Raw genomic sequence first — 23,027 nt, 5'->3', positions numbered from 1 at the left:
TAGCTTGCTAAATAATTTTCCGAAAATTAACCGCTATCTCACTTATTCTTCCTAGTAGGCTAATCTAAATGATTACCTTGGACTAAAGTTAAATACACTAATGTGCAGCATTTATTTAGTCTGCTAAGTAAATACTCAGAGAAAACTTAAAATAAGTTTCTCTCCATTCGCATCATCAATTCTCTTAACACCAAACGTTCTTCCGGTGAGATAGAATGCAGTAATTTTTCCTGCTGGTGTTTCCATTTGGCATCCACCGGCTGCTCTAATGCTCTTCCTTTATCTGTGAGATAGATTCGCATGACTCTGGCATCTTGTTCATCCCGTTTACGTTGAATGAATCCGTTTTGTTCCAATGACTTGACCATATTCGTTACGGTCGGAGGCTCACATTTTAAATGGTCACACAGCTGCATTTGTGTAATTCCATCCTCTCTCCATAGACGATAAAGCAAATTATCCTGGCCTACATACAGATTAAGTTCTCTTAAACTTTCACTGTAATCTCGACGCATCCGGGAGGAAACTTTATCTAAAGACTCGCGAATATCACAGTCCACCTTATTATTCATAGGTAAACCTCCACTTGCTCAATTTATTTAGCAGACTAAATATATCAGTTTGATATTTAGCTGTCAACTTATAAAGATAAGTACCCTAACATTTTGTTCTCTTTCATTTGGAAGGTGAATGGTTTTTATAAAACATCATCACAAATATTCTATCGTGATTATAGGTAAACTTTTTTACAATAGAGTGAGCAGCTCAGGGTATTCATTGTTTGTTTATTAAGAGAAGTTGTTTTAGAAACCGTACAACTCAGATATATGATACAAATTTTAGATGTTTTAATGTTTATTGATCCTATACATTAATTCTTTTCTCTCCCCTCCTATCCCCGGATGAGTAACTTTGCCTTGCAACGTTCTTTTTTGCAGCTGACTTGCAAGTCATTTTAAATTTTCACTTAAAGCCTTATCATTAGCATAATGCTTACCTTTTTTCTGTAACTTTCTCTGACACTCGTGCGACTAATTTTAAAGCAGTGACAGGATGGAGGTTTTTCTAATGATAAGATTAAATAATAATGCGGAATTAGAAGAGATGATGGACATATGGTATGAAGGCTCAGTAACAGCTCACGGATTTGTTGACGCAAAATACTGGGCATCTCAAAGGAATGACATGAAACTTAAATATTTTCCGTTAGCAGAGAACTACATTATTCGAAACGAAACTGAAATCATCGGATTTGTATCAATGGTGGATAATTATTTGGCTGCTTTATTTGTCAATGCGCTATATCAAGGAATGGGTTATGGGAAAGAGTTATTAGATTACGTAAAGGACCAATATGATTTTATACAGTTAAAAGTTTACAAAAAAAATTTCAGGGCAGCAGACTTTTACCTTAGAAATTCTTTTGTAGTAAAAAAAGAATTATTAGATGAAAACACAAAAGAGGAAGAATATTTAATGGAATGGTATAAGCATTAATTACCGTACAGTTAAAACTGAAATTATACGAAAGGAGCAGAGCAGGTTCTGCTCTTTTGCACGTTTAGAACTTCATGAATCTCTGAACAACATTACTGCAAATGCTGCACTCGATGAATGTGATTATTATGATTTTATGCTTGGAGCAGATGGGTACCGATATTTCAAATAGCATCAGTTAAAAAGATTCTGTCAGCAAAAAGTAAACAGCTAACGTGATGCTCATATTTCTCTAGTATTGTGAGCCCCTGGGCTTACTATTCCGAATGAAAAAATCAACAGCAGCATTTGAAATAAATCTTATATCTTCACCTAAGAAACTATCGCCTCTGCGAAAAGTGGTGGTTATTTCCTGAAGTGTGCCAAACTGCTTCCCCCTTTTCAATTCAAACCGCCCAACATCTATTCTTCTGCAGCAACTTGTCCATTTTCATCTAACAAAAGGGTAATTTCACAGCCTGTACCGAACATGAATTGGAGGTAATTCACTCCCGTATTTCGATCGACCAAAATCATTATCCTCCCAAACGAAGGTACGACTTATAATAATTTCACATAAAATCTTTTCTCTTTCTTTTTTTATTCCCAAACATATTTTCACTCCTTCGATAATTTAGCTGCAGCTCCATCTACAGAAAACATTATTTTTTAAAATTTCCATTTCTATGATACATACAAATTTTCTTTAAGTAATCCAAACCTAAATCATAGTTCCTCCGTCTAACATAGAGAAAGGGGTGAAACAAAGCATGGCTGAACCTGAAAAAATAGCAATAGATGTTAATAGCATAGAAAATACTGAACAAATTATCGGCCAATTAATGGATAATTACAGCGATGAGGTACTGCACCTTGTTTATTCATATGTAAAAGATCGAACGACAGCTGAGGATTTAACGCAAGAGATATTTATTAAATGTTATGAAAAACTAGGACAGTTTAATAATAAGTCCTCCATAAAAACGTGGCTGTATCGAATTGCCATTAATCATTGTAAGGATTACTTGCGCAGCTGGCATTATCGGAAAATAAAATTCAGCGATAAAATCTGGGATTATATTCCGAGCAAGTCAAAGCATGTGGAAGAGGAAATAATTTCAAAAAATGTAGCAGACAGTTTGACGAGTGCCATTATGGATTTACCAATAAAATACAGTGAAGTTGTTTTTTTATATTACTACGAGGAGCTTTCTTTATCAAATATCAGCAAGATTACGGGTGTAAATAGTAATACATTAAAAACTCGATTAAAACAAGCCAGAAAGTTATTAAAAGAAAAGATGAAAAAGGAGGTTTAACCATGGGCGATCCATTTTCTAACTTAAAGAATTCTTTATCAAAAGACTTTGAAGATCTTTCTTTTTCCGAGGAGAGAAAAAATGCAGTGAGAGAAACAATCCGCAGAAAACAAAATCACCTGGAACTTCAATATTGGAAAGTAGAAACCCTTAAAAATATATTAGATTCACTGCAGGAAGAAGCAAAGCACGGGTACGATATTTCCACGCAGCTATTTCGTAAAAATGAAAGCAGCTTCAAAAGTAATGAAGGCCAGATTTATATTCTTTTGCATTTACTTGAAAATAAGAAAATAATTACTTCAAAATGGATAGAAGGCAAAAAATACTACTCCCTGACTACGAAAGGAAAAAAATATGCAGCTTCCCGGGAACATCCAGATTCCAAACAACTGAATTCTCTGAAAAACTTCATTGAAGAGGCTTCTTTATGAGTTATTCTAAATTTGAGGAATATTTAAGTAAAGTAATCTCTAAAGTGAAATCCAGGGAAGCTCACAGCATGATCAAGAAGGAGCTTAGTAATCATATGGAAGAACTAAGCCAATCCTTTCAAGAAAGAGGATTATCTGTAAAGGATGCAGATAAAAAAGCAATGCAGGAAATGGGAGAGCCCTCTATCGTTGGTGAAAACATGAATCACCTGCATAAGCCGAGAATGGATTGGCTGCTTATTGTTTTATTTGTCATTCTGGCAGCTATTAGTTTTCTTCCATTGATTCATGGTGTTTCAGCATCCAGTATTTCTTTCATAAAAAATCAGGCAGTCTGGCTTTTCCTTTCAATTCTTGCTCTCATAGGATTTCTTTTCTTCGATTACAGGAAACTAAAAAATTTGTGGATGTATTTTTATGGAGGCGGCTTAATCGTATTTTTCACCACTTTTTTAGTTGGCATTGAGATGAACGGAGCAAAAAGATGGATTTCTTTCGGGGGGATTACAATTGATGGTCCAGCGATATCCTTATTTTTATTTTTGATAGCGTGGGCCGGCATTTTTGCCAAGAGCAGTGAGTTTAAAGGCTGGAAAAAACAAGCAGCGCTATTGTGCCTATTTTGGATTCCAGTCCCTCTCTATGTCATGGTCCCGCAATTTACCTTCAGCATTATTTACTTTTTATGCGTGTTAGCGATGTATGTTTTTTCTTACGCTCCTAAACAATATTCCATGAAAGTATCCGTGGGTAATTTGATTTTAGGTATCATTTTTATTAGTACGATGATTCCTCATTTTTCTAACAGCAATCTCGTTGACACTCTCATACCATTGAGAAATATCCTTTCAGAGGCTGGCTGGTTCGGCAATGGGCTTTACCATAATTTAAACCTGCCTGAAGCACATACAGATTTTGTATTCCCATTTCTTATCTATTCTTTTGGCTGGGTGTTCGGAACCATCCTTTGTCTGCTGCTTTTTGCATTTATTTTGCGGATTTCATTAAATGCTTTTCAAACAAAGGATTTATTCGGCAGATTATTAGCAATCGGCGGGGCTGTATTGTTTGTTGTTCCCACTTGCTGGAGCATTCTCACGGGTCTTGGAATAGCCCCTATCATAACAGTATCGCTGCCATTTATTAGTTATGGAGGAAGCATGCTGCTAGTTTACTCTTCACTATTAGGGCTTATACTGAACGTTTATCGCAGAAAGGATATTGCAGCGCCTACGATTACAAATTAATTTCGTGGAAATTCATTACCTGATTCCTTCTTAAAACACATATTGAAATCAGCCCGTATCTTAGATTAAAAATAATCTTTGGTACGGGCTGATTACTATTTACATTCAGAATTTATTCGACTCGTGTAATGTTAGTTAATTTCTTTTGTACCTAATAATACCTGACACTCACCGGCAACCTTCTTCTATTTGTCTAAACGGACGATCAATCACTTTAATTGTAATCGTAAACGTGTGCATTTTAATCGACTTTTTTGTTGCTCACCACTTTTAATTAAATTTTCATCTCTAAATATGCTCGCAGCGTTTCCTGCATCTTTTCCTCAGAGTTTCTTCTGTTCCACTTTGAGTAAATATCATTCATACATTCATGCTTGCAAACTGTGAGTGATATTAACGCAGCCCAGCCAGTTACCTCACACTTATTAGTACAATTAATCGTACTGATAAGGTCTCAGTCCAATAAAAAACTCCCCTCCTGCAGAAGGAAGAAATCTCTTCTCCTTCTACTGTAAGGGGAGCGTGTGTTAACTATTATTGGATTAGAACCACTGCGTGTGGAAAGTGCCTTCTTTATCTTTACGCTGGTACGTGTGCGCACCGAAGTAATCACGCTGTGCCTGAATAAGGTTTGCAGGCAGATCTGCGGAACGGTAGCTGTCGTAGTATGCAACAGCGCTTGCCAGTGTCGGCACAGCAATACCATGCTTTACTGCGACACTTACTACCTCGCGCAGGGCTGTCTGGTATTCATTGACGATTTCCTTGAAGTAAGGATCAAGCAGTAAGTTGGAAAGCGCTGGATCGCTGTCATACGCTTCTTTAATCTTCTGCAGGAACTGGGACCGGATAATGCATCCGCCGCGCCAGATCATGGAGATTTCTCCGTAATTTAAATTCCAGTCATTTTCTTCCGACTGGGCACGCATCTGTGCATATCCCTGTGCGTAGGAGCAGATTTTCCCCATGTATAGAGCTTTACGCACCGCTTCAATTAATTCGCTGCGGTCTCCGTCAAAACTCGCAGAAGGACCTGTCAGGACTTTGCTTGCTTTGACGCGCTCTTCTTTCATTGCAGAAATAAAGCGTGCAAATACAGATTCTGTGATCAGGGGCAGCGGTACACCGAGATCAAGCGCGTTTTTACTTGTCCACTTGCCTGTCCCCTTCTGTCCTGCAGTATCAAGAATCACGTCAACCATCGCTTTGCCTGTTTCATCATCCTGCTTCGTGAAGATTTCTGAAGTGATTTCAATCAGATAGCTGTCGAGCTCTCCTTTATTCCACTCAGAAAATACTTCGTGAAGTTCATCTGTTTCCATACCGAGAATATTTTTCAGCAGGAAATATGCTTCTGAAATAAGCTGCATATCTCCATACTCAATCCCGTTGTGGACCATTTTCACGAAGTGTCCTGCGCCGTCCGGACCGATATAAGAAGTACACGGCTCGCCGTCTACTTTTGCAGAAATCGCTTCGAAAATAGGCGCAACTAGATCATACGCTTCTTTCTGTCCGCCTGGCATGATGGAAGGTCCTTTTAACGCCCCTTCTTCTCCCCCGGATACGCCCGTACCGATAAAGTGAATGCCTGTTTCATCAAGCTCTTTATTCCGGCGGATCGTATCTTCATACAGGGTATTTCCTCCATCAATCAGTACATCGCCTTTTTCCAGATACGGCTTGAGCGACTCGATTGTTGCATCTGTTGCAGGGCCCGCTTTTACCATCAGCATAATTCTTCTTGGTGTCTCAAGAGAGTTCACAAACTCTTCTACAGATTTTGCTCCGAAGAAGTTTTTGCCTTTTGCTTCGTTCGCAAGGAAATCTTCTGTTTTTTCGTAGGATCTGTTAAAAACAGACACGGAAAATCCGCGGCTTTCAATATTCATTGCTAAGTTTTTTCCCATTACTGCAAGTCCAATTACGCCAATTTGTTGTTTTTGCATCTTTATTCTCCTTCTTTAATTTAATAGTTTTAAGTATCTTTCATTTTCTCATAACAAATACTATGCCACACTTTTCAAAAAGTTTCATCGCTTTTGATATTTTGCTGCCTCAGTGGAAGTCTCTGAAAATTACGCGCGAGGGTAAGGAGGAGAAATTTCATCATGCTTTGTGAATCCCCTGTGAAACGCTGAGAATTCAAATTGCATAACATTCCCTGGCTGCTTAAGTTTCTACATGAACATTTTCAGCCATAACAGTCAGTATAGCATAATTATTCATCTCTGCGTTGTGCAGCATTTTCACCCGGCTGCTTTTCCGGTAAACAAGATTCAGTGTTAAGAACAACCTTCTGATACCTGCCCAGCCCGGTCAAGAGAAGATAAATACGCTGGAAACTCTCCCAAATGCTATGTATCAGCGCACTGATCTCCTAACCCTTTTTTAAAACAATATATTTATATTACCAGAATTGCAAAGACATTTGAAGAAAGTTGTATAAATTAAAGCGGATTTCATCAACTGAAATCCGCTTTGCCAGTGGGAGAAAAAGTATAATCTCTGTATCTTTATTCATACGGTGCACAGACGGAGCTCCCCTTGAATGCTTCCCCTCCCAAACGGCTACTTTACAACTTTACTATCTGACGGTGGAGGGACTGGTGCGTTTAGAACGAATTTCTCCAGCACGTGCAGGACGCCTTCTTCATTATTGGAAAGAGTAGTATACTGCGCGATGTCTTTTAGTTCCTGTACCGCATTGCCCATTGCGACACCGAGTCCAGCGGTGGCTACCAGTTCGAAGTCGTTATGATTGTCCCCGATGCCGATCGTTTCCGATTGCGCTATGCCCATTTGTTTCGCCAGGTGCAATAGAGCGCTGCCTTTATTTGCCTCTGGATGCGTAATTTCCAGGTAGTGCCGTTTAGATTTTGCGATATGTGCTTTGTCACCGAGCAGCTCCTGTAATTCCAGCTGCAGTTCATCGAGGTACGCCGGATCCTCGATGAAAAGTAATTTTGTCATTCTTTTTTGCGTAAGCTTTGTCAGGTCCGGTTCTATCATATACGGAACTTTCACTTTTCCCGCATACGTAACAAGTTTCTCATTTTCTTCCGCGCCGTAAAGTATATCATCCTGGTACACCTGCAGATGAATGTTTCTTTCCCGGGCGATTTTAATCAGCGTATTGGCAACGTCCGGCGCAATATTGCGCTCGTACATGACTTCTTTTTCGTTCACATCTTTGATTAATGCGCCCTGATACGTAATGAGCGGCACGTTGATGCCAAGCTGCAGGGCGATCAGTTTTGCCGAAGGAAACATGCGGCCTGTGGCAATCGTAACCACTGTCCCTGCTTCTGCCGCCTGCTGGATCGCGGCAACAGTCGCCGGCGGTATTTGTAAATCGTCTGTGAGCAGCGTCCCGTCAAGATCAATTGCAACTAATTTATACATACATTCTCTCCTTGCAGTAATGTTTTTCTGTCTGATTACAGTACTTAGTTCAGTCCTTCAAACAGCATAATTCTCGCAGGTGCCGCATCAGTGCCGTGCAGTTTCAAAGGTGCTGCCACCATGAAGTAATCTCCCCCTGCTACTTCCTTCAATCTCAGTCCTTCAATAATGATGACATTGTTGTTAAACAGCGTTTTATGTGTTGGATGTCCTTCCTGGCTTCTTTCAATTCCAAGTGCATCTGTGCCGACGCCGCGGATGCCGATTTCCGAAAGGTATTCTGCTCCGTCTTTTTTCAGAAAAATAAACTCAAAGTTAAATGCTTCTTCAAAGGAGTTTTTCGTTTTAAATAAAATAAAATCTCCTTTTTGAATATCAAATGCTTCCAGATCTTTCTTTGTGACGCCATCCTCTACGTCCGTCAGATCAAGGACCTTACACTGTCCCACCAGGCTGTCGAGCGGAATCGTTTCGAAGGTCTCTCCCTGTTCGATCATATGAAGCGGCGCATCGATGTGTGTACCTGTATGCACATCTACTTCCAGACGTGTTTCCGTCACGTAGCCGTTTGTCTCTGTATTCAGCTTTGGCTGCTTCTCGGGCTTATCTTTGTACACGGTCATGCCTTCATAGATTGTTCCTGTTACATCATACATTTTCATGTGATCCACCCTTTTCTCACTTATTTTTATCAAACTATGTATCTACCTTCGCATGTTTTTTATATAATTGTCCAGTCAAAATCTTTTTATAAGCGGCATTTCAGCAGGAGATATAAGTGATGTGTAAATTAATTAATTTTTCAGTCCACCACCTTGGCACATATCAAAGTTGAACCGGCAAGAAAATTCTCAAATGGTATTTTTATGTTAAAAAACGAAATAATATACAGTAATTTTCTGATGTGAAATAAATTCACACTAAATTCCGTCAATTCTTATAAGAATTTTAAAAAAGAGTATAATTCACGCTGAAACCCGCATGAATACTGTAAAAGAAAATCATCTTTTTTTCAATTTTCCGCTGATTAAAGCGTTTTCATGCGGTTTTGATGTTGCAAATTTATGTACAACCATATAAAATCACGCTAATATAGGAGGATATAAAAAATAGATATTCGATGAGCGGATTTCTATTTGCTTCTGGAATGGAGACTACTTTCCATATAATCCCATTTATAGAATATTCATTTTAAATTATAAGATGCGAGAATGTGAACTTATATAAACCTGGTGTTAACAGGTACAGCAGTGCTGCTTTGCCAGTACTAGAATAGTAGGAGGTTTAAAGAATGAATGTAAAGAATCCAACTGAAAGATCTGATCTGCAGGAAGATTTATCTGAATTTCAGGAAATCAGGACAATGCAGGACATGACACTAGCTTTATTCGGAGCTACTGGTGATTTAGCTAAACGAAAATTATATCCCGCATTATATAATTTGTATCTTGATGGCAGACTCCCTGAAAACATTTCTATTATCGGCCTGGGGAGAACAAAACTTTCAGATGAAGTGTTTCAGGGAAAAGTGAGAGAATCGCTCCACGATTATTCCAGAAGAAATGTACGTGCTTCCCGGCTTGAGGATTTTTTAGAGAAGTTCCGCTACTGTGTATTTGATGCTACGGCGGATGATTCCTATCAGAATTTGCTGGAAATGATTGAAAGCAGAGAAGAAGAGCTTGGAATCCCGCAGAACCGTATGTTTTACCTGTCCGTTGCTCCGGGACTGGTCGATTTGATTACGTCCAATCTTAACTCGAGCGGCATCTGCAAAAACAATGGCTGGAAACGGCTGATTATTGAAAAACCTTTTGGAAGCAATCTGGAAACAGCCAGACAGCTGAATAACAATTTAAGCAAAACGTTCAGTGAAGATGAAATTTACAGAATCGACCATTACCTCGGCAAGCCGATGGTACAGAACCTGAAAACCTTAATTTTAGCCAATCCGGTGCTGGAATCACTGCTGGACCATAACCAGATTGCAAACGTGCAGATTACAGCAAGTGAAACTGTCGGTGTGGAAGGAAGGTCCGATTATTATGATAAATCCGGCGCCATCCGCGATATGGTACAGAATCATCTGCTGCAGGTATTAATGATGACTGCAGTGTATCTGCCGGAAAAAATCATGGACAACAAAACGCGCGCGAAAAAAACAGAGATTCTGGATTCCCTCCGCCCTATTCGGAAAGAAAATGCTTATCAGAATATTGTCCGCGGACAATATGAAGCCGGAGAACTTCAGGATACGCCGGTGATTGGGTACAGAGAAGAGCCTGGAATTGATCCAGCTTCTGCAAATGATACGTATTTCGCAGCACGCCTGTTTATCGACCACCCTTCCTGGGAAGGAATACCTTTTTATATTCGTACAGGAAAGCGGATGGATCAGAAATCTACCCAGATTTTGATTGAATTCAAAAATAAAATTACTGATACAGAGGTACTGGAAGGAATCTCTCCCAATCTGCTTGTACTGGAGATCAGCCCGAACGAAAATATTTCCATGCGAATGAACATGAAGGATCCATCCAGCAACCGGTTTAAACCTGCCTGGATCAACTTCTCGACCAATGCGGAAAATCATCCGGAAGCATACGAACTTCTTCTTCATGACGCAATGCTTGGTAATTCCACCTTCTTTGCACACTGGAAAGAAGTAGAGCTCTCGTGGAAATGGATTGATCCACTGCTTGAGGCATACCAGCAGGAACTGCTGCCGCTGTATTTCTATCCAGCTGGTTCCACCGGTCCGGAAGCTGCCGATCTGCTGCTGGAAAAAGATCAGCATAAATGGTGGTAAGAACTTCATTTTAAAAGTTTTACAGCGACCTGTCTGCCGGTAATAATACTGTTCAGTTTTCAAAGGACTTTTCTTTCGCTGGCGCAGTTCGATTATAAGAACTTCTTCATACTATCTAAAAAAAGCATCAGGATAAATTCAGCGCACTTGCGGTGAAATCCTGATGCTTTTTTGTGTAGTTAAGAAATCCGTATTGCAGCTCTTTAATTTTACATAGTAACGCTCTGTTACCGTTCGCTGCTGTGTCAAACCCGGTTCCGGGCAGAAGAGCCGTTGTTCTTATTATAAAAATAAATCTTCTTTCATAAAAAAAGGAGGAATCATCCAGAATGAATGTTTCCTCCTTAATTTTCTTTAACTTTAGAAGTCTTTCTTCTTTTAATGAATCACAAAGGCCTTTACGTTAAACATTTTCGGGGCTGCTGAGATACTGCACTATTTCCTTGTCCGATCTGGCAGGCAGTTTGTAGCTCTGCTGATACTGCTCATGCCCTTTTCCGGTGATGATAATCCAATCCTCCGGCTGGCTTTCTTCGATTGCTGTTTGAATGGCCTTTGTACGGTCAGGAATAATACGGCCTTTTTCATTGCCATAAGTATTGTTTAACCAGGTGAGTGTTGTTTCCATTTCACTGAAAGAAACTGAATTTAAGTCATCCAAGGTTAGTATATACTGATTGCTCATTGAAGCGGTTACAGACATTATTTCCTGTCTCTTCCCCGGATCTCTGTCTCCTCTAAATCCAAACACATGGACGATTCTTCCTGCACCCTGCTGTTTTGCAGTGGCCAGGCAGTGGGCGACGGCATCTGGTGTATGGGCATAATCCACGATTACGGCAGCACCATTCGCCAGTTTGTATATTTCAAATCTTCCTTCCACCCCTTTAAACTGAAAGAGCGCCGGCAGAAGATTTTCTTTGCTTACTCCTATTAACGCAGCGGTGCCAAATGCCATTATCATGTTGTACATATTGTGAATTCCATTCATCGGAGTAAAAACAGCGCTCGATTCTCCCCTTTCCTCCACGGTTGCTGTGGAATTTTGTAAGTTGATATCTGCAATTCTTAAATTACTGCTGACAGATGCTCCAATACGATAGACATTTTTTTCTTCATGCTGTAAATGATCAGCCAGTTTTTCTCCCCAGGGATTATCTGTATTCACCACAGCGGTACCGCCGGGAGCCAACTTTTCAAACAGAAGTTTTTTCGCCTGAAAATAATTTTCCATGGAGCCGTGATAATCGAGGTGCTCCTGATGCAGGTTGGTAAACAGACAATAATCAAACGTCACACCTTCTATCCGGCACTGCGACAGTCCATGCGAAGATACTTCCATGATGACTACTTCATCGGTGCTCATTGCCAGGAGTTTGTGTAAAATAAGAGAACTCGGTGTTGTATTCCTGCTGGGGATTTTTTCTCCATTAATGATATTTTCTATCGTTCCAATGACAGAGCAGGATTTTCCGCTGCTTTCCAGCAGATGTTTAAGCATATAACTGGTAGTGGTCTTCCCGTTCGTCCCGGTAATACCGATGATCAGTTTTTCTTTCGCCGGCTCGCTGTAAAGTTTTCTGGCAAGCATCCCCAGTACTTTTCTGCTGTTCGGCACCTGTATATAAGGAACAGGAAGATTATCTATGTCTTTTTCTCCAATAATAAGTGAAGCGCCCTGCTGGATGGAAGCTTCAATGAAATCATGTCCATCACTGGAGTATCCCCCTATCGCGACAAACACGTACCCCTCTTTTACATCTGCGGAATTATCTGTTACTTCATGGACCGGGATATCACCAATATCAGATTGCATCGGTGTTTTTATATCTATATCAGCTAACAGCTGGTGTAATTTCATACAGGATCACCTCGCTTATGCATTTTAATCGTGAATAAAAAAGTTCATGCAGCTGCTTTACTTTCGGTAAAGGCACTGCAATGTTTATAGAATCATATTAGGAATAATTTTTTTAATAGCGGTCTGGAAATGTCATCTTTACGCCAAATGTTCTTCTGTGACAAAAACGGCGTTCCCTGATATTTCTGTAACGGACGATTGATTATTGCCAGTCCATTGCTAATCCACTTAAAAAAACAGCCAAAAAACCTCTCTCTCAAGGTTTTGGCTGTTTTATAGATTGTTAACCTTAATAATGCTCATATTGTAACATATACAGGTTGACTCATGAAATAATCATAATCGATTAAGCATGCGAAGCGTAAAAATGTACCTATTTACCTATGAAATAAGGAGACAAAATTTGTTAATCCCTTATCAGCACTAAATAAATACTCCGCAGCATTACTATTTTTTCTCCGCTGCCAGATAGTTTTGGAAAAAGTGAGAAATTCCCTCTTCATCGCAGGAGAATGCCGTTACTTCATCTGCAATTTCCTGGATTTCTGCAGAAGCATTTTTCATGGCAACCGCGTAATTCACGTACTCAAACATCGGCAGGTCGTTATTGCTGTCTCCGATTGCCAGCGTATCTGCACGGTCCAGTTTGAAATGCTCCAGCATCTTTTGGATGCCGGTAGCTTTGTTCACGTCCGCTACCATAATTTCTACATTGAATGGAGAAGAAATAGACGTGCTGAATGGAAGCTCTTTCTTCAGTTCCTCCAGCTTACTTTTCCAGGAGTCAATATGTGATTTTGTTCTAGCAAAACAGTAAAACTTTGAAAATTCCTCTCCCTGGATCCCTTTCGTCCAATGAATATCCTCTGCGATCGCCTGCTTTCGGGAAAGCCACTCGTTCATGCCTACATCTTCCGGCTTCGGGTCCATGATTTCTTTTTTCATATATTCTCTATCCTGCGCCAGCGTAATTCTCGGATGGTCGTATGGAAAAAGCTCATAATAAATTCCGTGAGTTCTTGCTTCCTGAATCACTTGTTCTACAAGGTCCATTGAGAGGGAATGCTTATATAATTTTAACCCTTCAATATGTCCGATCATTCCGTTCGAAGAAATAATGCCGTCTACTTCAAAACCTGCAGGCACTAATTCCTCAATTTCTCCTGCAGCCCTCCCTGTGGCTATAAAAACGTATTTCCCCTGCTTACGGAGTGAGTCGATGATTTTTTTCGTTTCTATGCTTACTTTATTTTGATGATTCAGGATGGTTCCATCCATATCTAAAAATATCGCTTTCGCATTGTTTGTCATTTTTGTTCCTCCGTGAGATCAAATTTTCTGTATTGCATCATTCTATTCTGAAAATAATTGTCTGGTGTGGATAAGGTAGAGCCAAAACAAACTTTACTATAAAATAATCTGGAAGAAAAATTGTTTCCTATCCTATTTTACTTGTGTTTCAGAGAAAGATGTATTTTTTCGGAAGTATAGAGCATGCCGAGAATTAACATAATAATAAAAAATGGAAAAATCGCGATTGAAATGAAGGAAGCACTCAGTCCGATAAACGCCGGAATCAAAGCGCTCCCCACGTAAGCGGCTGCAATCTGATACCCCATTATGACAGAGGATGCCCTGGCTCCAAAACGAACTGGAGTTTCGTGCAGCATACAGGGAAAGATGGGTGCAAAACCTAAACCAATCAGGACAAGTGCAGGCAGTAGAAATCCATCTGGTAAAGGTAGCAGCAGGAAGATTATACCGGCCAAGGAAATGAGCTGGCCGGAAAGGATGAGCATCCGGCTGCTTGCAAGAAAGTTAACAAATCCCGTAATCAGCCTTCCGACTGTAATTCCTCCATAGTAAAACGAAATATACTGCGCAGCGGTGGAAGGATCCATCCCTTTCACGTGCACAAAATAACTGCTTCCCCATAATCCTACTGCGGCTTCGGCACCGACATAAAATAAAAAGGAAAGCATTGCTAACTTCACCCCTTTGATTCTAAAAGGGTGGCTGCCAGGATCACTGGCAGCTTCTATTGAGGCAGCTTCCTCCCCCGAAGAATGCGCAGGCTGCTTTCTTTTTAAATTCCACAGCGGCAGCGAAATAAATAAAATGAGCACCAGGCAGAACTGCAGGATCGCGAGCGTAAGATATCCCGAACGCCATCCTTCCTGGCTGGAAATATGATAAGCCATAATGACAGGTCCTGCGGTGGCTCCTATTCCCCAAAAACAATGGAGCCAGCTCATGTGATGTGCTTTATAATGATTCGCCACATAATGATTTAAGCCGGTATCAATCGACCCTGCCCCCAGACCGAGCACAATGGAAAAGAAAATCAGCCAAAGAAACGTAGGAGAAATAAAAAATCCGAAAAGTGCTGCAGCAGTAAGAAAGCAGCTTACCAGCGTCACGCGTCCTGTGCCATAGCGAAGCAGTACGCGGCCGCTGAGCAGGCTGGAAAGAATTGTACCGCTGGTGACCACCATAAACAATAAGCCTGCCGCACTTAGAGGAGCCTGAAAATCGTTTTGCATCGCCGGCCAGGCAGCTCCAAGAATAGAGTCCGGCAGGCCGAGGCTGATAAAAGCCAGATAAATAATAATTAAAAGCAGAATAGCCATGATGTACTCCCCGGTTTAAAAAAGACGTAAGGAGAACATTATACCAGTGTTTGCTGCAGAGCGTGTGTTTAGGAGAAATTTTAATATTTATTATGATCCTCTTTCACTATAGAAGCTAATCTTTTTCATTTTGCAGATGCCTAATATTAAAGCTGGGGAAATACTCTTAAAAAAGTTTTCAAAGAAGTAAATATACTTCATAAATCCGGTGATATAGTCGTGTGCAAACATATTTATAATATCAACTATGTGCCTATCTAATTATCACATTTTTTATGCAATAATTGGAATACCAGTACCTATTATATGAATAAGGAGGTAAGATGATGGAAGATTTATTTCTCTTATTATTTCTTGTTTCAGTTTTGGTGCTTTTTGTTGGTCTAATCAGACCAAATCTTGTTTTAAAATGGGGTCCATCAGAGGAAAAACAAAGAAAAAAAGTTGCAATGTACTTTGGTTCCGCTGTCATTATTTTTTTAATTTTATTTGGAATATCGACAGAGCCGGTGGAAGAGAATGTTTCGAATGTGGCAGGAACGGAATTAGCGGAAGAAGCGGATCAGCAGGTGGAAGCCGAACGTGAGGAGGAAGAGCGTATCGCCGCGGAAGAAGCCGAACGTGAGGAGGAAGAGCGCATCGCCGCGGAAGAAGCCGAACGCGAAGAGGAAGAACGGATTGCTGCGGAAGAAGCCGAACGTGAAGAGGAAGAGCGCATTGCAGCGGAGGAAGCCGAACGTGAGGAGGAAGAGCGCATCGCTGCGGAAAAAGCCGAACGCGAAGAGGAAGAACGGATTGCTGCAGAGGAAGCCGCGCGAGAGGAGGAGGAACAAATTGCTGTTGAAGAAGCCGAACGTGAAGAAGAACGTATTGCGGCAGAAGAAGCAGAACGAGAGGAGGAAGAACGAATTGCTGCTGAAGAAGCCGAACGTGAAGAAGAAGAGCGGGTTGCGGCAGAAGAAGCAGACCGAGAGGAGGAAGAACGAATTGCTGCTGAAGAGGCAGAACTTGAAAAAGAAGAAGAGCGAGTTGCTGCGGAGGAACCAGCAAATGCAGAAACTGTATCACAGCAGCAAGCAGTAAACACTGCAAAGGATTATTTAAGTTTCACCTCTTTTTCCAAGAGCGGTTTAATTGAGCAATTGGAATTTGAAGGTTTCAGCAAGGAAGATGCAACGTACGGAGTAGAAAATATTGAGGTAGACTGGCAGGCGCAGGCAGTGGAAACTGCAGAACATTATTTAAGCTTCACTTCTTTTTCCAAAAGCGGCTTGATTGGGCAATTAGAATTTGAAGGCTTCAGTAATGAGCATGCGGAATATGCAGTTGAAAACATCACTGTAGACTGGAGTGCCCAGGCGGTACAAATGGCAGAACATTATCTTAGTTTCAGCTCCTTTTCCCGCTCCGGACTGATCGAACAGTTGGAATTCGAAGGCTTTAGTAATAAGGATGCTTCAAATGCCGCAGATGCAGTAGGTTTTTAATTTATTCTAAAAAAAAGGTTCTAAGTCAATTGTTGGGGTAGCGGCTTTGTGTCGCTGCCCCTTATCCTACTTGAAAATGTCTTTTTTTCCATTGATGGTGTAACAATACACGTAAACGAAAGCGATCATACCGTTGAAATCCGAAGGCATTGCGTTTGATCACCTTCGTTTGATTATTTAACCCTTCAATCGGCCCATTCGTATACCCAAAGATAAAGCTATTCAAGATTTCTACTTCCCAATTTCGGAATGTTTTTATGGCTTTGTGAAATTCGGGCATCTTGGATGCCACCACGCGCTGATAGAACACATGCAGCTCTTCTTTTACTCTTCTCCCATCGCTTCTTCCTACTTCTTTCGCTGTTTGAAACCAGGACTGGTAGGCTTCCTTCAGTTCATAGGCGGTGCGAAGCTCTTCAGACAACGAGAGGTAGCGTTCAAGATACCAGCGCTGTTTTTCTGTGAGCTCATGCGACTTTTTATGAAACACATGCTTCATTCGCTTACATTTTCTTCTGTCATACTCATGAAAATCCTTTTGGACGCGGCGCCTCACCTGATCGAGCGCCCAATAGATATAGCGACAGAAATGAAATCGATCGGCCACAATTACTGGCTTCCCTAAAGCTTGCTGGACGGCAGACTTAAAAGAAGGACTCATATCCATCACCACGATGCGCACTTGACTTCCTTTTTTCTGCAAGTAACGTTTGACGGTCTGGACCGAACGGTCCGGGAGGATATCCAGGGGTTCTCCTGTGACCCCATCTGCCAGTATCACCTGATATTTCCCTTGATTCGTATCTCCCTTATATTCATCGATCGCAATCACCGCAGGGAGGTCTTCTATTTCCTCCAGCATCGGGGCAGAGATATTGTCGAACCTCCTCATCGCAGTTGTCGGAGAGGTATGAAACTGCTTGGCACTATCTGTGAAGTTTTTTCCCTGAATCACCCGCAGCCCCAGCGCCTGATTCCATTCCACACTGTGCCGCTGATATCGTTCTACAAACGTACGCCGTTCTGCAAAACGTTTTCCACACGTACAGGCATAACGCCTGCGACGATAGAACAGGACCGTGGGCCGTTCCCACATCTTTAAGTGATCGATCTTCTGAATCCGGTAGTCATGCACTTTACTCGTTCGTTCGGAGCAATGCGGACAGCGGTGCGGCTTGCGTTCCATTTCGATATGAAGGTGCATCGCACCTTCCACTACTTCTGTGTTTGTCACAGTCACTTCTTCTAACCCCGGGAAATTCATGGTAAAATACATACTATGCACGCAGATCCTCTCCTTCAACTTGTTTCTCGACAATTCAAGTGTAAAGGATAGAGGAGCCTGCGTGTTTCTTTATGCCTTATTGTTTCAAAACCCCAACATATATTGTAGAGCCAAAAAAAACAGCACCCCTGACCTCTGCTTCACTGCAGGGTTGGGTGCTGTTTCTTTTTTAATCTGTTAAATTCCGGCCATAAAATTGGTTATTTTACTTGAATCACGATTTTTCCGCGGGCATGATTTGTTTCACTCAGCTCATGCGCATCTTTTAAACCCTGTTCAGATAAATCAAACGTATTGCCAACCACCGGCTTTAATTCCCCAGCTGTATAAAGCTCCGCTAGCTGCTGCAGCTGTCTGCCGTTCGGCTCGAGCCAGTGGGATCCTGCTTTAACATTATATTTTTTCGCCTCTTCTTCTTCAGGCTGACCGGCAATAGAAACCAGCCTGCCTCCCTGCTTCAGTACTTTATAGCTTTTCTTCAGCACTTCTCCGCCGACAGCATCCAATACGATATCATAATCGGTAAGCACTTCACTGAAGTCCTGCTCTTTATAATCAATCACTTCGTCCGCGCCTAAGGATTTTACAAACTCTTCATTTTCCTTGCTTGCAGTCGTTGCCACATAGGCGCCAAAGTGTTTCGCTATTTGAATTGCAAAGTTTCCAACGCCGCCTGCACCGGCATGGATTAATACTTTCTCTTCTTTTTTAATTTCCGAAAAATCTACCAGGCACTGCCATGCGGTGAGTCCTGCTAAAGGAATCGCCGCAGCTTCCTCGTAGCTCATCTCATCCGGCATTTTTGCGAGCAGTTCCTGATCGACCGGAACAAATTCTGCATAGGTTCCCTGATTAGTCGTTGCCGGCCTTGCAAATACGCGGTCCCCAACATTGAAATCCGTAATTTTACTGCCGACTTCTGTAATGACTCCTGCCGCATCCCAGCCAAGAATAATCGGAAAATCAAACGGAAGCATCTCTTTTAAATATCCTTCGCGCAGTTTCCAGTCGATTGGATTAATCGAAGTGGCATGTATTTCCAACAATACTTGTTCTTCTGTGATCGCAGGAACCTCTCTTTCGCTTTCCTTCAGTTGTTCCCTGCCGCCATAGTTTTCTATAATTACTGCTTTCATATGTCATTCCCCTTTCTATATTAGCTATACCTATTGTGAAGATCGCTTTGGCTTAAGTGAAACGTTATTTAAAACCTCTTAAAAATTGAAGCGGATATCTTCACCGGAGCCGAATCTGAATTCAACATTCTCATCTTCTATTTTAGCTCAACATTTTCCAGCGCTTCTTTAACATCCCGGTAGGTCTCGATATCATCGACGGTGCTTTCAAGATTTATTATTGCACGAGCCATGTCGGGCCGAATGCCTGTAGTGACAGTGTGTATACCTAATAAATGTAACGTTTTCGCAATCTCTAACACACGGGAAGCCACGTAGGAGTCAAATTGAAGTATTGCTGAAAAATCAATAATCAGGATCGTTACGTTGTTTTTCACGACTTCCGGTATGACGTTCTCGATAATATGATCTGCCCGCTCCTCATTTAAAGAGCCCACAATTGGCAAGACAGAAATGTCTTTTTTTACCGGGACAACGGGGGCAGAAAGCAGCAGCAATTCTTTCTCCAGCTTTTGCAGGTTTAATTGGTACTCGTTATTGTAATGCGATGTAGAATTTTTTATCGCCTGATCGAAAATATCACTCATCCGGTTCATGAAATAAAATGCATCTCCGAGGATCCCGACTCCATGCTTTTGAAATTCCCCTTCAATTTCCTTTACTACGTTCAATCGAAATTGAGTAAGCAGCATAATAATGTAATTCAGGTCGTATCCCTGCTCACTTAACACATCGGCAGGATCATAATCCAAATTGATCGCGCCCGTAGTATCCTGTTCATCGAGCTCCTCTTTAATCTTTAGGAATAAATTATAAAGTAACTCGTGATGCAGCTTAAATTCCTTTGGAGAGAGCTCGAACTCAAGATCCTGAGATGTAGCAGCGACAATACGGTCAATTACCTGGTCTACGCTGCGAAAGAAATGGTCATATAGTTCTTTACCGATGTATGGCATGGAATCTTCCTCCTAATATGTAGACTATTTCTATCTATAGACGGTGCCCGCATTTTTTAAACCTCTCACATATATTTATTATGGTTATCTTCTATCCTTCTGAGAACTTTTACGGGAAATCCATTTTTTCAATATGCTGGCTAAAACGCCGAATACGATGATAGCCCCGAACAGCCAGAAAAGAAACGTGTAGGAATTAGTGGCACTCGCTCCGATATAGGAATAGAGAAATGTTCCAGGGGTCTGTCCGATCGCGGTACCTATCATATAAGGAACGAATTTTATTTTTGTCAGGCCCGCAGCATAGCTCGCCGCGCCGTAGGAAACTACCGGTACCACCCTGCTGAGAATTACCGCATACACCCCGTATTTTTCAAAAAATTCGTCTGCCCAGTCGAGCGGCCGCGCAGGTACGAGCTTCACTACGAGTGGCCTGCCGAAAAAATGAGCAAGATAATAACAGATCGCAGCTCCGATCAGAGCACTCCCCCAGGAAAGAAGACCTCCCAAAAGCACACCGTAGGAAAGACCGTTGGTAAACGTAATGATGAAAGTAGGAATGGGCGCTATAATCACGGCAAGCACCATTAAGAAAGTGGATATGGCAGGTGCAAATACGCCATAGGATAATATAAACTGCTGCAGCTGTCCGGCCTCTCCTGACGTGATGATCGAGACTGCCTGATCCACAAATCCGCGGAATGGTGGCAGCACGAAATATAAAATTATTAAGAAAAGAACACACGCTGAAAAAAGAATGCGTTTCTGTTTTATATTCATATGTAACATGCTCCTATTTTTTGCTGGAAAAAAGCAATTACTTCGTGTGGTTGCTTTTCTCTACCATACACTAAAACAGGAGCAACTTAACTGTTCGCGCTTAATTATATTTTTAAAGTAATCAAAAAATCTCGGTCCAGATTTTTACTGCGGTTGCCAGTATTAACAATGCCAGTATTGATTGAAGATATTTCGTATTCATTTTTTGGCCCAGCCTGGCGCCGAGCGGAGCGGCAATTATACTTGCCACAATCATTACAGCAGCGGGTCCATATAGAATCTGGTCAGTAATGATTTTTCCTGTAGTCGCACCTATTGAGGAAATAAAGGTAACGGCAAGGGAGGTGGCAATCGTCATTCTTGTAGGAATTTTAAGTAGCACGAGCATAATCGGCACTAAAATAAACGCACCTGCTGCTCCGACAATGCCTGAAGCGATCCCGACAAAAAATGCTGTGCCTGCTGCAGTCCCGCGTTTAAACGTTACTTGATCCATCGGTATATTATCAATATCTTTTTTAGGAAGAAACATCATTATTACGGCAATCGTCGCGAGCACCGCATAAACGATATTGATTGCTTGTTCTGATAATAAAGTGGATCCGAAGCCCCCGATAAAACTTCCAATCAACACTGCCCCGCCCATGTAAGCAATCAGTGCTTTATTCAGATACCCGCTGCCCCGGTAAGCCCAGACGCCTGCGATCGTTGCAAAAAATACTTGTATCGCGCTGATTCCAGACACTTCATGTGAGCTGAAAGCCGTGTATCCGAGGATTACCGGTAAATACAGCAGCATCGGATATTTGATAATGGATCCGCCGATACCCACCATGCCGGAAATAAAGGAACCGATAAAACCAATCAGGAATATAATGATCATAAATTCAATACTCATCTATGTGCTCCTTTCAAACAGGACTCTGCTTAAGTCTGGTGTTTTTATAATAAAGATATGCGGCGGCTTCTTTTTCTTCGCTTGCCGCGGAGAAATCCTTCAGCTATCCCTTCCTGGCGGCCGGGATGATCTTCACGCTTTCTTTTTCCGCAGGCGTCTTGAAAAACCGCCCTGCCTCCATTTTTTTACTTGTAAAAGAGTTTGTAATAGTAACAATCTTTTTCTTGCGTTTACCAAAGATAAGAACGAATCGGAAACCTGTTTTAGAGGGTGCATGGCTCCGCTCGACCAACAGTCTCCTGTACAAATTCGGTGAAGTTAACTTTAAGATCATTGAAGCGGCTATGGAAGTTTACACAGTTTTGGAAGATCCATCGCATTGAGTTATCATGAACGAAACTGGCACCCTATCCGTAAATACGTAGGTTAATCGGGTATAGAGATCTGTAAGAACCTCTTACCCCCTCAGAGCTACATTACGAAAGGAGCCAGCTTATCATGAATGATACCACAAAATTTGTTGGTCTGGACGTCTCCAAGAACACGATTGCTGTTGCGATCGCCGATGCAGGTCGAGATGCTCCTCGCTTTTGGGGCACCATCCCGCATACGGTAGAAAATGTTCGAAAGTTGATGCGTAAACTCGGTCCATCGGACCATCTGCGTGTCTGTTATGAAGCCGGTCCTACGGGCTATCCATTGTATCGGCTGCTACTCTCTCTCGGTATCTCTTGTGACATTATCGCCCCCTCTCTCATTCCCCAACGACCGGGTGAGCGGGTGAAAACAGATCGTCGGGATGCGCTTCGGCTCGCACAACTGTATCGTGCCGGAGAGTTAACCTCGATTTACGTGCCGACGGAAGCAGATGAAGCACTGCGCGATCTGGTGCGCTGCCGAGAAGATGCAAAAGAAGATGAACTTCGGACCCGTCAAAGGTTGAGCAAGTTTCTCCTGCGCCACGAGCTTCGACCGCCGCAAGGCGTGAAGCGCCAAACGAAAAAATACAGAGAGTGGTTAGATACACTGAAGTTCTCTCAGGATACCCTGCGGGTTGTTTTCCGGGAATATTACCATCAGCTCAAAGAAATGGAACTACGCGTGCAACGGCTGGAAGACGAAATCTATACTCAGTCGATTCAAGGGGTTCACGCCCCCATGATTCAGGCACTTCAATGCCTCAAAGGGGTGGCACTCATTACAGCCATCGGAATTGTCGCAGAAATTGGATCCTTTCATCGGTTCCGCACCCCCGGACAATTGATGGCATACGCCGGTCTCGTCCCCTCCGAATACTCGAGCGG

20 protein-coding genes are annotated in these 23,027 nt (G+C 41.8%); 7 read left to right on the top strand and 13 right to left on the bottom strand.

What is annotated here, in order from left to right:
- Positions 1-146 precede the first annotated feature (146 nt).
- Positions 147-572, bottom strand: a complete 426-nt coding sequence (locus BLP92_RS16100) for a MarR family winged helix-turn-helix transcriptional regulator (RefSeq protein WP_090843984.1) — start codon at positions 570-572, stop codon at positions 147-149.
- Between the two features lie 496 nt (positions 573-1,068).
- Between BLP92_RS16100 and BLP92_RS16095 the strand changes: the two genes are divergently transcribed.
- Positions 1,069-1,497 (top strand): GNAT family N-acetyltransferase, encoded by a 429-nt coding sequence (locus BLP92_RS16095; protein ID WP_090843983.1) that lies wholly within the window; start codon positions 1,069-1,071, stop codon positions 1,495-1,497.
- Between the two features lie 402 nt (positions 1,498-1,899).
- Here BLP92_RS16095 and BLP92_RS18225 read toward each other — a convergent pair whose 3' ends face one another.
- A complete protein-coding gene (locus BLP92_RS18225; protein WP_244516899.1) occupies positions 1,900-2,007 on the bottom strand; it encodes a DUF6440 family protein in 108 nt (35 codons plus the stop codon).
- 239 nt (positions 2,008-2,246) lie between these two features.
- Between BLP92_RS18225 and BLP92_RS16090 the strand changes: the two genes are divergently transcribed.
- From BLP92_RS16090 to BLP92_RS16080, 3 genes are read left to right on the top strand one after another with little or no spacing between them, the layout of a single operon-like run.
- The gene (locus BLP92_RS16090; RefSeq protein ID WP_090843982.1) at positions 2,247-2,795 is read left to right on the top strand and encodes a sigma-70 family RNA polymerase sigma factor; all 549 of its coding nucleotides are present in this window, start codon (positions 2,247-2,249) and stop codon (positions 2,793-2,795) included.
- 2 nt (positions 2,796-2,797) lie between these two features.
- The gene (locus tag BLP92_RS16085) at positions 2,798-3,229 is read left to right on the top strand and encodes a PadR family transcriptional regulator (RefSeq protein WP_090843981.1); all 432 of its coding nucleotides are present in this window, start codon (positions 2,798-2,800) and stop codon (positions 3,227-3,229) included.
- A complete protein-coding gene (locus tag BLP92_RS16080; protein WP_090843980.1) occupies positions 3,226-4,476 on the top strand; it encodes an FtsW/RodA/SpoVE family cell cycle protein in 1,251 nt (416 codons plus the stop codon). Before BLP92_RS16085 ends, BLP92_RS16080 begins: the two co-directional genes overlap by 4 nt.
- A gap of 542 nt (positions 4,477-5,018) precedes the next feature.
- Here BLP92_RS16080 and gndA read toward each other — a convergent pair.
- From gndA to BLP92_RS16065, 3 genes are all read right to left on the bottom strand, one after another.
- Positions 5,019-6,425: an NADP-dependent phosphogluconate dehydrogenase gene (gndA, locus tag BLP92_RS16075; protein ID WP_090843979.1), complete on the bottom strand. Its 1,407-nt coding sequence runs from the start codon at positions 6,423-6,425 to the stop codon at positions 5,019-5,021.
- 622 nt (positions 6,426-7,047) lie between these two features.
- On the bottom strand, positions 7,048-7,881 hold the full coding sequence (locus BLP92_RS16070) for a Cof-type HAD-IIB family hydrolase (protein ID WP_090843978.1): 834 nt from the start codon (positions 7,879-7,881) through the stop codon (positions 7,048-7,050).
- Between the two features lie 44 nt (positions 7,882-7,925).
- A complete protein-coding gene (locus BLP92_RS16065; protein ID WP_090843977.1) occupies positions 7,926-8,543 on the bottom strand; it encodes a cyclase family protein in 618 nt (205 codons plus the stop codon).
- A gap of 629 nt (positions 8,544-9,172) precedes the next feature.
- Between BLP92_RS16065 and zwf the strand changes: the two genes are divergently transcribed.
- Positions 9,173-10,690: a glucose-6-phosphate dehydrogenase gene (gene zwf / locus BLP92_RS16060; protein ID WP_342028400.1), complete on the top strand. Its 1,518-nt coding sequence runs from the start codon at positions 9,173-9,175 to the stop codon at positions 10,688-10,690.
- Positions 10,691-11,093: 403 nt separating this feature from the next.
- Here zwf and BLP92_RS16055 read toward each other — a convergent pair whose 3' ends face one another.
- The 3 genes from BLP92_RS16055 to BLP92_RS16045 all read right to left on the bottom strand — a co-directional run bounded on the left by BLP92_RS16055 (position 11,094) and on the right by BLP92_RS16045 (position 15,181).
- Positions 11,094-12,551 carry a UDP-N-acetylmuramoyl-L-alanyl-D-glutamate--2,6-diaminopimelate ligase gene (locus BLP92_RS16055; RefSeq protein WP_090843976.1) on the bottom strand — a complete coding sequence of 486 codons (1,458 nt, stop codon included), beginning with the start codon at positions 12,549-12,551 and terminating at the stop codon, positions 11,094-11,096.
- Between the two features lie 447 nt (positions 12,552-12,998).
- Complete coding sequence (locus tag BLP92_RS16050; RefSeq protein ID WP_244516897.1) at positions 12,999-13,862, bottom strand: HAD family hydrolase; 864 nt, start codon at positions 13,860-13,862, stop codon at positions 12,999-13,001.
- 137 nt (positions 13,863-13,999) lie between these two features.
- Entirely contained in the window at positions 14,000-15,181 is a 1,182-nt protein-coding gene (locus BLP92_RS16045; RefSeq protein WP_090843975.1) for an MFS transporter, read from the bottom strand.
- A gap of 326 nt (positions 15,182-15,507) precedes the next feature.
- Between BLP92_RS16045 and BLP92_RS16040 the strand changes: the two genes are divergently transcribed.
- Positions 15,508-16,668, top strand: coding sequence for an Ltp family lipoprotein (locus tag BLP92_RS16040; protein ID WP_090843974.1), 1,161 nt, complete (start codon positions 15,508-15,510; stop codon positions 16,666-16,668).
- A gap of 61 nt (positions 16,669-16,729) precedes the next feature.
- Here BLP92_RS16040 and BLP92_RS16035 read toward each other — a convergent pair whose 3' ends face one another.
- The 5 genes from BLP92_RS16035 to BLP92_RS16015 all read right to left on the bottom strand — a co-directional run bounded on the left by BLP92_RS16035 (position 16,730) and on the right by BLP92_RS16015 (position 21,723).
- The gene (locus BLP92_RS16035) at positions 16,730-17,944 is read right to left on the bottom strand and encodes an ISL3 family transposase (RefSeq protein WP_090844023.1); all 1,215 of its coding nucleotides are present in this window, start codon (positions 17,942-17,944) and stop codon (positions 16,730-16,732) included.
- A gap of 209 nt (positions 17,945-18,153) precedes the next feature.
- Entirely contained in the window at positions 18,154-19,089 is a 936-nt protein-coding gene (locus tag BLP92_RS16030) for an NADP-dependent oxidoreductase (protein ID WP_090843973.1), read from the bottom strand.
- A gap of 137 nt (positions 19,090-19,226) precedes the next feature.
- On the bottom strand, positions 19,227-20,045 hold the full coding sequence (locus tag BLP92_RS16025; RefSeq protein WP_090843972.1) for an STAS domain-containing protein: 819 nt from the start codon (positions 20,043-20,045) through the stop codon (positions 19,227-19,229).
- Between the two features lie 84 nt (positions 20,046-20,129).
- A complete protein-coding gene (locus BLP92_RS16020) occupies positions 20,130-20,825 on the bottom strand; it encodes a TVP38/TMEM64 family protein (protein ID WP_175444332.1) in 696 nt (231 codons plus the stop codon).
- A gap of 121 nt (positions 20,826-20,946) precedes the next feature.
- Positions 20,947-21,723, bottom strand: a complete 777-nt coding sequence (locus BLP92_RS16015; RefSeq protein WP_090843970.1) for a sulfite exporter TauE/SafE family protein — start codon at positions 21,721-21,723, stop codon at positions 20,947-20,949.
- A 498-nt stretch (positions 21,724-22,221) separates the two neighbouring features.
- Between BLP92_RS16015 and BLP92_RS16005 the strand changes: the two genes are divergently transcribed.
- A partial coding sequence (locus BLP92_RS16005) for an IS110 family RNA-guided transposase (RefSeq protein ID WP_090842364.1) occupies positions 22,222-23,027 on the top strand: 806 nt, incomplete at its 3' end.

The organism is Alkalicoccus daliensis (assembly GCF_900103955.1).
Classification (GTDB): Bacteria; Bacillota; Bacilli; order Bacillales; family Salisediminibacteriaceae; genus Alkalicoccus; species Alkalicoccus daliensis.
This window is presented reverse-complemented; position numbering and strand designations above follow the sequence as displayed.